General features: G+C 72.6%; 11 protein-coding genes. 3 read left to right on the top strand and 8 right to left on the bottom strand.

Annotated features, from left to right (window positions below; genetic code table 11):
- Complete coding sequence (gene fabG / locus BUE29_RS14530) at positions 1-708, bottom strand: 3-oxoacyl-ACP reductase FabG (RefSeq protein WP_073390979.1); 708 nt, start codon at positions 706-708, stop codon at positions 1-3.
- 85 nt (positions 709-793) lie between these two features.
- Here fabG and BUE29_RS14525 point away from each other — a divergent pair, with 85 nt between their 5' ends.
- Positions 794-1,747: a quinone oxidoreductase family protein gene (locus tag BUE29_RS14525; protein WP_073390978.1), complete on the top strand. Its 954-nt coding sequence runs from the start codon at positions 794-796 to the stop codon at positions 1,745-1,747.
- A gap of 40 nt (positions 1,748-1,787) precedes the next feature.
- Here BUE29_RS14525 and BUE29_RS14520 read toward each other — a convergent pair whose 3' ends face one another.
- Genes BUE29_RS14520 through BUE29_RS14510 form a run of 3 tightly spaced genes read right to left on the bottom strand, consistent with a single transcriptional unit; the run spans position 1,788 to position 4,833 of the window.
- A complete protein-coding gene (locus BUE29_RS14520; RefSeq protein WP_073390977.1) occupies positions 1,788-2,741 on the bottom strand; it encodes a VWA domain-containing protein in 954 nt (317 codons plus the stop codon).
- Positions 2,741-3,751, bottom strand: coding sequence for a DUF58 domain-containing protein (locus BUE29_RS14515; RefSeq protein ID WP_073390976.1), 1,011 nt, complete (start codon positions 3,749-3,751; stop codon positions 2,741-2,743). The genes BUE29_RS14520 and BUE29_RS14515 overlap by 1 nt, the downstream gene beginning before the upstream one ends.
- Positions 3,748-4,833, bottom strand: coding sequence for an AAA family ATPase (locus BUE29_RS14510; protein WP_084181051.1), 1,086 nt, complete (start codon positions 4,831-4,833; stop codon positions 3,748-3,750). Before BUE29_RS14510 ends, BUE29_RS14515 begins: the two co-directional genes overlap by 4 nt.
- Before the next feature lie 130 nt (positions 4,834-4,963).
- On the opposite strand from BUE29_RS14510, the gene BUE29_RS14505 reads away from it, so the two are divergent.
- Positions 4,964-5,215, top strand: coding sequence for a hypothetical protein (locus BUE29_RS14505; protein ID WP_073391200.1), 252 nt, complete (start codon positions 4,964-4,966; stop codon positions 5,213-5,215).
- A gap of 41 nt (positions 5,216-5,256) precedes the next feature.
- On the opposite strand, the gene BUE29_RS14500 is transcribed toward BUE29_RS14505, so the two are convergent.
- The 4 genes from BUE29_RS14500 to BUE29_RS14485 all read right to left on the bottom strand — a co-directional run bounded on the left by BUE29_RS14500 (position 5,257) and on the right by BUE29_RS14485 (position 10,411).
- Positions 5,257-6,681 (bottom strand): hypothetical protein, encoded by a 1,425-nt coding sequence (locus tag BUE29_RS14500; RefSeq protein ID WP_143168180.1) that lies wholly within the window; start codon positions 6,679-6,681, stop codon positions 5,257-5,259.
- Positions 6,682-6,822: 141 nt separating this feature from the next.
- A complete protein-coding gene (gene moaA / locus BUE29_RS14495) occupies positions 6,823-7,863 on the bottom strand; it encodes a GTP 3',8-cyclase MoaA (RefSeq protein WP_234971465.1) in 1,041 nt (346 codons plus the stop codon).
- 57 nt (positions 7,864-7,920) lie between these two features.
- A complete protein-coding gene (locus BUE29_RS14490; protein ID WP_073390974.1) occupies positions 7,921-9,342 on the bottom strand; it encodes a C40 family peptidase in 1,422 nt (473 codons plus the stop codon).
- Between the two features lie 184 nt (positions 9,343-9,526).
- A complete protein-coding gene (locus BUE29_RS14485; protein ID WP_159440877.1) occupies positions 9,527-10,411 on the bottom strand; it encodes a phosphatase PAP2 family protein in 885 nt (294 codons plus the stop codon).
- A 135-nt stretch (positions 10,412-10,546) separates the two neighbouring features.
- Here BUE29_RS14485 and acnA point away from each other — a divergent pair, with 135 nt between their 5' ends.
- Entirely contained in the window at positions 10,547-13,330 is a 2,784-nt protein-coding gene (gene acnA, locus BUE29_RS14480) for an aconitate hydratase AcnA (protein ID WP_073390972.1), read from the top strand.
- Positions 13,331-13,410: the final 80 nt, after the last annotated feature.

Here is a 13,410-nt window from a genome sequence, read left to right as displayed (position 1 = left end):
CTACAGACCCATGCCGACGCCGCCGTCGATCGGCAGCACCGCCCCGGTGACGTACCCCGCGGCGTCCGAGGCCAGGTACACCGCCGCGGCGGCCACCTCGTCCGCGGCGCCGTAACGCTGCAACGGGATGCCGGCCAGCACCTCGGCGCGGCGTGCGTCGGTCATCGCCGCCGTCATGTCCGTCTCGATGAAACCGGGCGCGATCACGTTGGCCGTGATGCCGCGGCTGCCGATCTCGCGGGCGATCGAGCGCGCCAGGCCGATCAGACCGGCCTTGCTCGCCGCGTAGTTGGCCTGCCCCGGCGAGCCGACGAGGGCGACCACCGACGACACGAAGATCAGCCGGCCGCGGCGGGCGCGCAGCATCTTCTGCGTGGCGCGCTTCGCGACGCGGTACGCGCCGGCAAGGTTCGCGTCCACGACCCGGTCGAAGGACTCCTCGCTCATGCGCAGCAGCAGCGAGTCGTCAGTGATGCCGGCGTTCGCCACGAGCACCTCGACCGGCCCGAGCTCGGCCTCCACGGTCGCGAAGGCGGCCTCGACCTGCTCGGCGGAGGTCACGTCGCACTCCACGCCGAACAGCCCGTCGGGCGCGCCGCTGCCGCGGTGCGTGACCGCGACGCGGTCGCCCTCGGCGGCGAAGGCGCGGGCGATCGCCAGGCCGATACCGCGGTTTCCCCCGGTGACGAGCACCGTCCGTCCAGTCACGATCCCCGACGCTAGCGGATGACCGCGGTCGCACCGACAACCCGGCGTCGTCCGGCGCCCGCTACCCCTCGGTACGGTCGCAGTCATGCGTGCCGTGCAGCTCACCGAGTTCGGTGGACCCGAGACCCTCGTCGTCCGCGACCTGCCCGACCCGGAGGCGGATCCGGGCCAGCGGGTGCTCGACGTCCTCGCGTCCGGCGTCAACTACGCCGACACCCACCAGACCGAGGACTCCTACCTCGCAAAGCAGACCCTGCCGCTGATCCCGGGCTCGGAGGTCGTGGTCCGCGACGACGCCGGGCGCCGCCTCGTCGGCATGGTGAGCGGTGGCGGCTATGCCCAGCGGATCGCGGTCGACACCGCGCAGCTGTTCCCGGTGCCCGACGGCGTGACCGACGCGCAGGCCCTCACGACACTCGTGCAGGGTGCGACGGCGTGGCACCTGCTGCGCACCAGCACCCACCTGCAGCAGGGCGAGTCGGTCGTCGTGCACGCCGGCGCCGGCGGGGTCGGCACGATCGCGATCCAGCTCGCGAAGCGCTGGGGTGCCGGCCGCGTCATCGCGACGGCGTCGAGCGAGGAGAAGCGGGCACTCACCCGCGAGCTCGGCGCCGACGTGGCCGTCGACTCGCGCGCCGAGGACCTCACCGCCGCCCTGCGCGAGGCCAACGACGGCAAGCGGGTGGACGTCGTGCTGGAGATGACCGGCGGTTCGGTGTTCGACCAGAGCCTCGCCGCCCTGGCGCCGCTCGGCCGGCTGGCCGTGTTCGGCATGGCGGGACGGACGTCGCCCGCTCCGGTCGACCCGGGGCGGTTGATGGGGCGCAGCGCCGCTGTCATCGGCTTCTGGCTCGTGCACGTCGTCCAGCGCCCCGAGCTGTTCGCCGCGGCCGTCACCGACCTGCTCGATCTCGTGGCCCAGGGCGCGATCACCCCGGTGGTGGGTGAGACCTACCCGTTGGCCGAGGCGGCCGTCGCGCACCGCTCGCTGCTGGACCGCTCGTCGGTGGGCAAGCTGGTGCTCGACCCGCAGGCCTGAGCGACGACGCGCCCGCGCGCCCCGGCACGCAGCGGTCGGATCAGACCAGCCGGCCGGACCACAGCATCGCCGTGCCCCCGGCCGCGAACAGGAAGAGCACGCCGGTGAGCAGGAAGCTCCAGCTGATGTCACGCTTCTCGGTGGTGTAACCGATCTGCGAGCCGATGTCGGAGTAGACGTCGCGCAGCTCCTGCTCCGACGCCGCGGTGTGGAACGAGCCGCCGGTCTCCCGCGCGATGCGTGCGAGCGTGGCGTTGTCGGCCGGGACGAGCACGGTCTGCCCGCGATCGGTGACCGTGCCGTTCGGGGTGCCGAAGGCGATCGTGGACACCTGCACGTTGTCCTTCTTCGCCGCGGCGATGGCATCGGTGACGCTGCGACCCACCGTGCTCGTGCCGTCGCTGAGCAGGACGATGCGGCGCGGCGGCGGCTTGGAACCCTTGGCCGTCGTCGTCTTGGTGTAGACGTCGATCGCCTGCAGCGAGCCGAAGATGGCCTCGCCGATGGCGGTGTAGTTCTGCAGCTGCAGCGAGTCGACGCCCTTCTTCACCTGCTCGCGGTTCACGGTGGGGGCGACGACGACGCTCGCCGAACGGGCGAAGCTCACGAGGCCGAGGTTGATCTTGGCCGGCAGCACGTCGGCGAACTGCTTGCCGGCGGTCTTGGCGACCTGGAAGCGGGACGGGAGCACGTCGGTCGCCTTCATCGACAGCGACACGTCGATGTCGAGCATGACGGTCGCGTTCTCGCGCGGGACCTTCACCGCCCGCGACGGCTTGGCGACCCCGACCGACAGCACCGCGAGCGACACGAGCAGCAGCCCGAAGGTGAGATGACGGCGCCAGCCGGGGCGGCGCGGGGCCACGCTGCCGAGCAGGTCGACGTTGCTGAACCGGGCGACGAAGCGCGTGCGGCGCAGTTGCAGCCCGGCGTAGACCACGGCGAGCGCGGCGACGAGCAGCAACAGCAGCAACCAGACAGGGTCGAGGAACATCAGCGGACTCCGGCTCCGACGGCACCGACGACGAAGTGGCGCTGGGCGACGACGAAGCGCACCACGTCGGCGATCCAGTCCCGGTCGGTGCGCAACTGCAGGTGGGCGGCGCCGGCATGACGCAGCCCGGCGGCGATGCGGGCGCGCTGGGCGGCAGCGGCCTCGGCGTACTGGGCGCGGACCTTCACATCCGACGTCTGCACCTCGAGCTCGCGGCCGGACTCGGTGTCGACGAAGGTGACAAGGCCCGCGGCGGGCAGCTCGAGCTCCCGCGGGTCGAGGATCTCGACGGCGAGCAGCTGATGATGCCCCGAGAGCGCGCGCAGCGCCCGTTCCCACGGCGGCGGCTCGCCGCTCGCGGCGCCCTGGTCGCGCAGGGCACCGTCCATGAAGTCCGACACGACGGCGACGAGGCCGCGGCGACGCTGCGGTCGGCGCAGCTGTTCGAGCATGCGGGTGAGGTCGTTGGCGCCCCCGGTGGCGGCACGAGGCGTCTGCGCGATGCGGCGCAGCAGGTGCCGGGCGTGCGCGCGGCCGCCCAGGGCCGGGATGACCTCGCTGCGCTCGCCGGTGCCGACCACGGCGCCGACGCGGTTGCCGCCGCGGACCGTCAGGTGGACGACCGCCGTCAGCGCGGCCAGCACGAGCTCACGCTTCTCGCTGCGGCCGGTGCCGAAGTCCATGCTCGGTGACAGGTCGACGACGAGCCACGTCTCGAGCTCCCGGTCGGCGACGGTCTGCCGGATGTGGGGCGTCGTCGTCCGCGCGGTGACCGGCCAGTCCATGCGCCGGACGTCGTCGCCGATGACGTAGGGCCGCGACTCCCCCGGCTCGCTGCCCGGCCCCGGCACGAGGCCCTGGTAGTTGCCCTGCAGCAGACCGTCGAGGCGGTTGCGGACCGCCAGCTCGAGACGGCGCAGCAGGGCGTCGGCCCCCTGCACGTCGAGCGTCGGGCCGTGGTCGGTCGCGACCGGTCCCGCGGCCGGCCCGTCGGGGTTGCGCGGATTCACGCCGAGCGCTCACCCCACGGCGACTGCTGCTGCGGCGCCGACTGGCCGTAGACCAGTTGCCCCTGCTGCTGTCCCTGCGGCGGCGGGCCGGCCTGACCGGCGCGCTGCCGCGACGCGACCTGCGGCAGCGGCACCGCCTGCAGGATCCGGCGCACCGCGTGCGCCGCCGGCACGCCGTCGGCGATGGCGTCGTAGCTGAGCACCAGGCGGTGGGCGAGCACGTCGACGGCGATGTCGAGGACGTCCTGCGGCAGGACGTAGTCCCGGCCGCGGGTGAGCGCGATCGCCCGGCCGGCGGCGATGAGACCGAGGCTCGCGCGGGGGCTCGCCCCGTAGGAGACCCATTGGTTGACGTCGCTCAGGCCGAGCTGCTGCGGCGCGCGGGTGGCGAGCACCAGCCGCACCACGTAGTCGACGATCGCGTGATGGACGAAGACGCGCTTGGCCGTGGCCTGCAGCCGCTGCAGGTCGGCGATGCCCAGCACCGGATTCGCCTCCGGCGGTTGCGAGCCCATCCGGTAGATGATCTCGCGCTCCTCGGCCGCGGTCGGGTAGTCGACGACGACCTTCATGAGGAAGCGGTCGCGCTGGGCCTCCGGCAGCGGGTACACGCCCTCGGACTCGATCGGGTTCTGCGTCGCGAGCACGAGGAACGGGCTCGGCACGTCGAAGCGCTGGCCGCCGATCGTCACGTGCCGTTCGGCCATGACCTCGAGCATCGCCGACTGCACCTTCGCCGGGGCGCGGTTGATCTCGTCGGCGAGCACGAAGTTGGCCATGATCGGGCCGAGCTCGGTGTCGAAGCGCTCGGCGCCGGGCCGGTAGATGCGGGTGCCCACGATGTCGGACGGCACGAGGTCGGGCGTGAACTGCAACCGGGAGAAGGTGCCGGTCACCGTCTTGGCCAGCGTCTCGACGGCGAGGGTCTTGGCCACCCCCGGCACACCCTCGAGCAGGCAGTGCCCCTGCGCCAGCAGGCTGACGACCAGCCGCTCGACGAGCCGCTCCTGACCCACGATCACCCGCTTGACCTCGAACATGACCCGTTCGAGTGCCTGGGCGTCGGCAGCGGGCGTGGCCATGCCGTGGGTCGGGTTGTCGGGCTCGCTCACGTGGTCTCCCAGCGACGTCGGTGGTGCGTCGTGCGGTCGCCCGATCGTCGACCGGACCTCGACCAACGGTACGGGAGCCGCGCTGTACCGTGCCCGAGTGATGCTGGGTAGTGGTCGTGAGTCCGACCCCGGCCCGGGCGACGATGCGGCCGGCGAGCGCCCGCGCTGCTCGGCGAAGGGCTGCCGTGCCGCGGCGACCACCGACCTGAGCTGGCGCAACCCGACGCTGCACGCCGCCGGTCGCGTCAAGCACTGGCTGGCGTGCGACGAGCACGACGAGCACCTCGCCGACTTCCTGGCCCGGCGCGGGTTCCTGCTCGACCGCGGCCCGCTGGCGGCCGGCGGCGACTGACGTCGCCGACCGGGTCGCCGGCGCGACCGCGGTCGAGGTGGTCACGGCGTGACCACGGCCGAGTTCGGCCCGTAGTTGTAGCGGCCGCTGCCGCGCAGGACGCCGCCCCGGAAACCGAGGTGCAGCTTCGCCCCGCAGCGCGCGCTCGTCGTCCATACGGCCTCGTGCCCGGTGGCCGCGTACACGCGTGCCGTGCGCGACCCCGAGACGTCGAGGACCATCCGATGCCGTGACGTGTTGACCAGCGGCGTCCAACTGCCGCCGGCGCCGGGCTGCGCCAGACCGATCGTCACCGTGGCGCGGGTGCAGTTCGCGGCCAGTGTGACCCCCACCGCGGGCGCCGGCGGGCAGTCGACGACGAAGGTGCCCCCGGCCGCCACCGCCCGCGACCAGTGCCGCCCGACGCGGTACTGCCACGTCGCGCCCACCCGGTCCCCGTCGGCGCTCGTCACCGTCGTGGACACGCACCGCCGGCGACCGGACGCCGCGAACGGCACCACGACCCGGCGGCCGCCCACCCGGTAGACGAGCCGGCTGGCGACGCGCGCGGCCGGGGCACAGGCACGCAGCACCGTCACCGGCCGGCCGTCGCACTCGGAGGTGCAGCCGTAGCGGTGGGAGAAGCCCGACGCCGCGGCCCGGAACGACGAGGACGCGCGCGCAGCCGTCGTCGGTGCCCAGCTCACCATGCGCTGCTGGCCGGCGTGCGGGTGGCTCACCCGCACCGCGGTCGGCGGCAACGCGCTGGCCCGCGCACCGAACCGGACCTCGCCGACGTCGGTCACCGCGTACCGGAATCGCGCGCTGCCACCACGTCCGGTGCGCACGACGCCGCGCACGGCCGCGTTGCGCGACGCCGTGAGGCGCACCCGCACCCCGCTCACGGGACGCCCCGCGGCGGATCGGACGAGTACCGAGCCGGTGGCACGGCCGCCGGGCAGGACGGCGCGCGGCGTGCTGAGGCGGACGGTGTACGGGCCGCGCTGCGCGCGCGCCCGGCTCACGTGCGCCGCGACGTCCCGCCGCAGCGACGCCGGGAGGTGGCGGTTGCGGCGTCGCACGTCGGTGCCGTTGCCGGCGAGCGTGTTGAGCACCTGGCTCTCGACCGCCGCGGCGCGCGGTGATCGCGCGTCGCCCCAGATGCGCACGGCGTAGGCGAGGGCGGCACTGCTCGCCCGACCCAGGCCGGGGTAGCGGGAGACGGTGTGCAGCGACACCGAGGACGGCGCGGCCCGCCGAGGGCTCAGGCAGTAGACCTTGGTGCCGTCGCGGGTCAGGTAGTAGCCGACGAACTCGCCGGCGGGGCGGTAGCCGAGCCCCGGCCGCAGCGAATTGGCGACGGCCGACGCGGCGCCCCCGGACGTGACGACGGCGAGGCCGGCGAGCAGTGCGGCGGCGGTACAGAGGAGCGCGAGGGACCGGCGGGGCCAGCGACGGCGCCACCGTGTCGGATGCAGGGAGATCATGCGCAGACCGTGCCGCGCGCCGGTTCGGCGTGGGCGCCGATCGACCGGCCTGTGGACGGCCACGCGCCCTGTGGACGACGGCGCGACCGCCGTGCGGCGGCACCGCTACTCTCGTCGGCCCCACGCCCTCGCTGGGGCCGGTCAGCCGCCGATGGCCGACATCGTGCGCCGCGGTTGCACGAAGTCGACGGCGCCGATCCCGTGGCCCGCCTGCTTGCCGGCGACCGCGGCGCGGATCAGCTCGGCGAGCTCGTCGTCGGACGCCCCGGCCCGGAGCGGCGCCCGCAGATCGGTCTCGTCCTGGGCGAACAGGCAGCTGCGCAGCTGGCCGTCGGCAGTGAGTCGCAGCCGGTCGCAGTCGCGGCAGAACGGCCGGGTCACCGACGCGATGACGCCGAGCGAGCCCACCGGCGTCGCCCACTCGTCGTGCCGGGGTCCCGCCGTCACCGCGAACTCCTCCGCGGGGGCGTTGCCCCGCGTCGGCGCGGGGGTCAGTGCGAAGCCCGCGTGCCGCAGCAGGTCGAGGATCTCCTCGGCCGTCACCATGTCCTCGCGCGACCAGGTGTGATCGGCATCCAGCGGCATGTGCTCGATGAAGCGCAACCGGTGCCCGTGCCGCAGCGCCCACGTCAGCAGCTGCGGCGCCTCGTGCAGGTTGCTGCCGCGCATCAGCACCGAGTTGACCTTGAGCGGGAACAGGCCGGCGTCGGCCGCCGCGGCGATGCCGCCGAGCACGTCGTCGAAGCGGTCGCGTCGCGTCAGCTGGGCGAAGCGTTCGCGGTCCAGGGTGTCCAGCGAGACGTTGACCCGTTCCAGGCCTGCGTCGGCGAGCTTGCGCGCGTGCCGGTCGAGGGCGACGCCGTTCGTCGTGAGCGACAGCTCCGGACGTGGCTCGAGCGCGGCGAGGCGGTACACGAGATCGGACAGCGTCGGATGGACGAGCGGCTCGCCGCCGGTGAGCCGGATGCTGGTCACGCCGAGATCGACGAAGACCGCGGCCAGTCGGACGAACTCGTCGTCGGTGAGCCGCTGCGCTTTGGTCAGCCAGTCCAGCCCCGCCGCGGGCATGCAGTACGTGCAGCGCAGCGAGCAGAGGTCGGTGAGCGAGATCCGCAGATCGGACGCGGTCCGGCCGAACGTGTCACGCAGCGCGCCGCGTGCCGGTTCGTCCGTGATGGTCACCGCGTCCACGCTACGCGTCGCACCGCCGCGCCACGCCCGGCGGCGGAGCGCTCCCCGTCACGTCAGCGGGCGCGTCGCACCGTAGTAGTCGGAGTAGTTGTCCAGCCGGTTGTACTGCACCACACCGCCGGAGTACGGCGCCTCGATGATCCGGCCGCCGCCCAGGTACATCGCCACGTGATGCAGGTCCGACCCGCCGCCGCGGTAGCCGAAGAACACGAGGTCGCCCGGCCGGAGCCGGTCCCGGCTGGGGTGGTAGCTGCCGGCCTGGTTGTACTGGGTGTCGGCGTAGTGCGCCCAGTTCTTGCCCCAGGCGTACATCACCAGACCCGAGCAGTCGTAGCCGCGGATGTAGCAGTCGTTCGGCGCGCCGGCGCTCGGGACGCACGCGCCGTAGCTCGGTCCGCCGACACCGCCACCGGCCCAGGCGTAGGGCGTGCCCAGGGTCGACTCCGCCCGGGCGATCGCCGCGCGGGCCTTCGACCTCGACCAGCTTCCCCCGGAGGGCGCGGGCGGGCTGTACGTCTGCACATCGGCCGACCGGCCGCTGTGGTGGCCGCCGTGCTTGCGATTCTTGCGGGCCTGCTCCTTGAGCCGCTCGGCCTCCTCGCGCAACCGCTGCTGTCGCAGCCGCTCCTGGCGCCTGGCCTCGGCGATGCGCTTCTGCTCGGCGACGTACGCCCGGTACTCGCGCAGTTCGCGGACGTACTCGGTGAACGTCGCGCGGTTGTTGAGCAGCTGCACCTGCTTCTGCTTGGCCACGGTCAGCTGCTGCTGCTTCTGCGCCTGCGTGGCCTCGAGACCGGCCTGCTCGCTGCGCTGGTCGGCGACCGCCTCGGCGGCCGCCTGCTGGGCCTTCTCCGCCGCGACCTTGGCCTTGGCCGCCTTCAGGCGGGCGCGCTCGGCCTTGGCCCGCGCGTTGGAGCTGGCGACCGAGAGCCGCTGCATCTCGCCGATCACGCCGGCGTTCTGGTCGACCTCGAACTGCTGGTAGTTCGTCTGCTGCAGCAGGGAGGACGGGTCGTTCGCCGTGAGCAACGTGCCGGTCATCCCGTTGGGGCGGCCGTCCACGTAGATCGTCTGCATGTACTGCGCGAACCGGACCTGCGCCTGCTTGACCCGGTTGGCCGCGGTCACCGACGCCGTCTGCGCTCGCTGCGACTCGGTCTGGGCCGTGCGGTACTGCGTGATGGCGTACGCCACCCGCTGCTCGGCGAGCTCGGCCTGCTGCTGCAGTCGGCGCAGCCGGTCCTGGGCCGCCGCGATCTGGCCGCTCAGCTGGCCCACGGTCGTGGCCAGGACGTCGCGCTGCGCCGCGGCGTCACGCAGCTGCTGGTCCGTCGGGTTCGTCGTCGGCGGCTTGGGCGGTGCGGTCGGGGCGGCCGACGCGTCGTGGACGCCGAGGAACATCCCGGCGGCGATCGTCGTGGCGGCGACCCAGGCGGTGACCCGACGGCCTCCGATACGGCAAACCTGCACAGCGTCTCTCTTCGTCGCAGTTCGTCGGACGTGCCCCCGCACACGAAAGCTCAGCGGCCTCAGAGTGCCATCTACGCCTCATCAGCGCCAGTGGCAACACTGGGAACGTAACGTATCAGCGGCAACATCAGTCACATCGGTAACACGACGGCGGGCTTGAGCCCGACGCCGCACCGGCGAGGGACTACGCGGCGGCGAGGACCCGGCCGCGACGCTGCTCCCACCGGCACAGCGCGGCATGCACCGCGAGCGCGTAGGCCGCTCCGGCGAGCAGGTCGAGGACGTAGTGCTCGCCGGTGTAGACGAGCGTGAAACCCATCGCGAGCGGATAGAGCAGTGCGAGCCACCGCCACCGCGAGCGGAGCCGGGTGACGGCCATGACGGCGACGAGCACCGCGAACGCGGTGTGCAACGAGGGCATCGCCGCGACCGGGTTGGCGCCCTCGCGCTGCGCGTGCTCCAGGGTCTGCGACACGTCGCCCAGGTGCAGTGGGATCCAGCCACGGGCCGACAGCCGCGCGATCGGCTCGGTGAGCCCGCTGCGGGCGGCGTACCAGGGTGGCGCCTGCGGGAAGAGGCAGTAGGTGACGAGCCCCGCGGCCGACAGCGCGACCACCCGGGAGATGTAGCGCAGCCAGGTGGCGCGCTCGCGGAGCCACAGCGCAGCCGCGAGCACCGGCGTCACCAGGAAGTGCGACGAGTAGACGAGCGTGCACCCCACGTCGTACCAGTGCACGACCGCGGGATCGTAGAGGTGCTGCTGCAGCCACAGGGTCGGCTCCGTGCCGCCGAACAGCGCCCGCTCGACGTCGAGCACGTCCTGCTCGTGCAGCGGCAGGCCCAGGGCGTCGGCGAGGGCACGGGTGCGGTCGTAGAGCACCAGCACGGCGGTGAAGGGCAGCCAGTCGACGACGACGCGGCCGAGTTCCCGCCACCCCGCCCCGATGCGGGTGAGCAGCAGACCGCCGACGATGAGGCCCGCGATGACGAGCCGGTCGGTGGGTACTCCGTCGGTGATGAGGAACCAGGCCAGCCCGGCCGCGTACAGCGCGTACGCGAGCAGGCGCACGCGCGCCCACCCTGCCGTCACGGTCGGTGAGCCTACGGGCCCGGTCCCCCTCCCCCCGACGTCCGCGCGTCGCGCGTCGCCGTCGTCCGCAGTGGTATCTTGACGTCAAGATATCTCGACGAACAGGAGTCAGCCGTGGCCGCAGCCGCCCCAGAGAGCAAGAACAGCTTCGGATCCCGCGCGTCGCTGTCGGTGGGCGACAGCTCGCTGGACTACTTCCGCATCGACGCCGTCGACGGGTACGAGAAGCTTCCGTTCAGCCTCAAGGTGCTGCTCGAGAACCTGCTGCGCACCGAGGACGGCAAGAACGTCACCGCGGAGCAGATCCGGGCGCTCGGCGGCTGGCGACCCGACGCCGAGCCCGACACCGAGATCCAGTTCACGCCCGCGCGGGTGGTGATGCAGGACTTCACCGGCGTCCCCGCGGTGGTCGACCTCGCCACCATGCGCGAGGCCGTGGTCGAGCTCGGCGGCGACGCGACGAGGATCAACCCGCTGGCGCCGGCCGAGCTCGTCATCGACCACTCGGTCATCGCGGATCTCTTCGGGACGCCGGACAGCTTCCAGCGCAACGTCGAGCTCGAGTACGAGCGCAACATCGAGCGCTACCAGTTCCTGCGCTGGGGGCAGGGCGCGTTCAACGAGTTCAAGGTGGTGCCCCCGGGCACCGGCATCGTGCACCAGGTCAACATCGAGTACCTCGCCCGCGTCGTCTTCGCCCGCAACGGTCTCGCCTACCCCGACACGCTGGTCGGCACCGATTCGCACACCACCATGGTCAACGGCCTCGGCGTGCTCGGCTGGGGCGTCGGCGGCATCGAGGCCGAGGCCGCGATGCTGGGCCAGCCGGTGAGCATGCTCATCCCGCGCGTCGTCGGCTTCAAGCTGACCGGCGAGCTGCCCGAGGGATCGACCGCGACCGACCTCGTCCTGACGATCACCGAGATGCTCCGCAAGCAGGGTGTCGTCGGCAAGTTCGTCGAGTTCTACGGCAGCGGCGTCTCCGCGGTCCCGCTCGCGAACCGCGCCACGATCGGCAACATGAGCCCCGAGTACGGCTCGACCTGCGCGATCTTCCCGATCGACGACGAGACGCTGCGCTACCTGCGTTTCACCGGTCGCAAGGACGACCAGATCCAGCTCGTCGAGAGCTACGCCAAGACCAACGGCCTCTGGCACGACCCGTCGGTCGAGCCGTCGTTCTCCGAGACGCTCGAGCTGGACCTGTCGACCGTCGAGCCGTCCCTGGCCGGACCGAAGCGCCCGCAGGACCGCGTCCCGCTCGCGTCGGCCAAGCCGATGTTCCGCGAGGCGCTGACCTCCTACGTCGACGGCGACTCCGTGCAGGACGCGCAGGACGAGGCGGTGGCCGAGACGTTCCCGGCCTCCGACCCCGCCAGCCCGAGCGAGCAGGCGGCCCCGGCGCGGACCTCCGCGGTCGGCAACCCGCAGGGCCGCGCCTCGAAGCCGACGACGGTAACCCTGGCCGACGGCGCCGAGTGCGAGCTCGACCACGGCGCGGTCGCGATCGCGGCCATCACCTCGTGCACCAACACGTCCAACCCGTCGGTGATGATCGGCGCGGCGCTGCTGGCGAAGAAGGCGGTGGAGAAGGGCCTGTCGCGCAAGCCGTGGGTCAAGACCACGCTCGCTCCCGGCTCCAAGGTCGTCACCGACTACTACGAGCGCGCCGGCCTCACGCCTTACCTCGACAAGCTCGGCTTCAACCTCGTCGGCTACGGCTGCACCACCTGCATCGGGAACTCCGGCCCCCTGCCCGAGGAGATCTCGGCCGCGGTCAACGACTCCGACCTCGCGGTGGTGAGCGTGCTGTCGGGCAACCGCAACTTCGAGGGCCGCATCAACCCCGATGTGAAGATGAACTACCTGGCGTCGCCGCCGCTGGTCGTGGCCTACGCCCTCGCCGGCTCGATGGACGTCGACATCACGACCGAGGCGCTGGGCCAGGACGAGCAGGGCGAGGACGTCTTCCTCCACGACATCTGGCCCTCGCCGGCCGAGGTGCAGCAGGTGATCGACGAGGCGATCGCGTCCGAGATGTACACGACGGACTACGCCGACGTCTTCGCCGGCGACGAGAAGTGGCAGGGTCTGCCCACCCCCGAGGGCGACACCTTCGAGTGGGACGGCGAGTCGACCTACGTCCGCAAGCCGCCGTACTTCGAGGGCATGCAGACCGAGCCGCAACCGGTCACCGACATCGACGGCGCCCGGGTGCTCGCCAAGCTCGGCGACTCGGTGACGACCGACCACATCAGCCCGGCCGGCGCGATCAAGGCCGACTCCCCCGCCGGGACGTACCTCGCCGAGCACGGCGTCGAGCGGCGCGACTTCAACTCCTACGGTTCGCGCCGCGGCAACCACGAGGTGATGATCCGCGGCACGTTCGCCAACATCCGGCTGCGCAACCAGCTCGCGCCGGGCACCGAGGGCGGCTTCACGCGCGACTTCACGCAGGGCGACGGCCCGGTGTCGACGATCTACGACGCCTCGGTGAACTACGCCGAGGCCGGGACGCCGCTGGTGATCCTCGCCGGCAAGGAGTACGGCTCGGGCTCGTCGCGCGACTGGGCGGCCAAGGGCACGGCCCTGCTCGGCGTGCGGGCCGTGGTCGCCGAGTCCTACGAGCGCATCCACCGCTCGAACCTGATCGGCATGGGCGTGCTGCCGCTGCAGTTCCCCGACGGCGAGACGGCCGAGTCGCTCGGGCTCACCGGCGAGGAGACGTTCACGATCACCGGCGTCACCGCGCTCAACGAGGGCTCGGTGCCGCGCACCGTGAAGGTCGTGGCGGGCGACACCGAGTTCGACGCCCGCGTGCGCATCGACACCCCCGGCGAGGCGGACTACTACCGCCACGGCGGCATCATGCAGTACGTCCTGCGCTCGCTGCTCTGACCGCCTTTCCCCGCTGGTGGTCGGTCCGGCCCGTCCGAGCCGAGCACCAGCGGGGAGAAACCCTCGAGTCATCGCTGAAG

It is taken from the genome of Jatrophihabitans endophyticus (genome assembly GCF_900129455.1).
Lineage (GTDB): Bacteria > Actinomycetota > Actinomycetes > Mycobacteriales > Jatrophihabitantaceae > Jatrophihabitans > Jatrophihabitans endophyticus.
The sequence above is the reverse complement of the archived record's forward strand: the minus strand, read 5'-3'. Positions and strand labels throughout refer to the sequence as shown.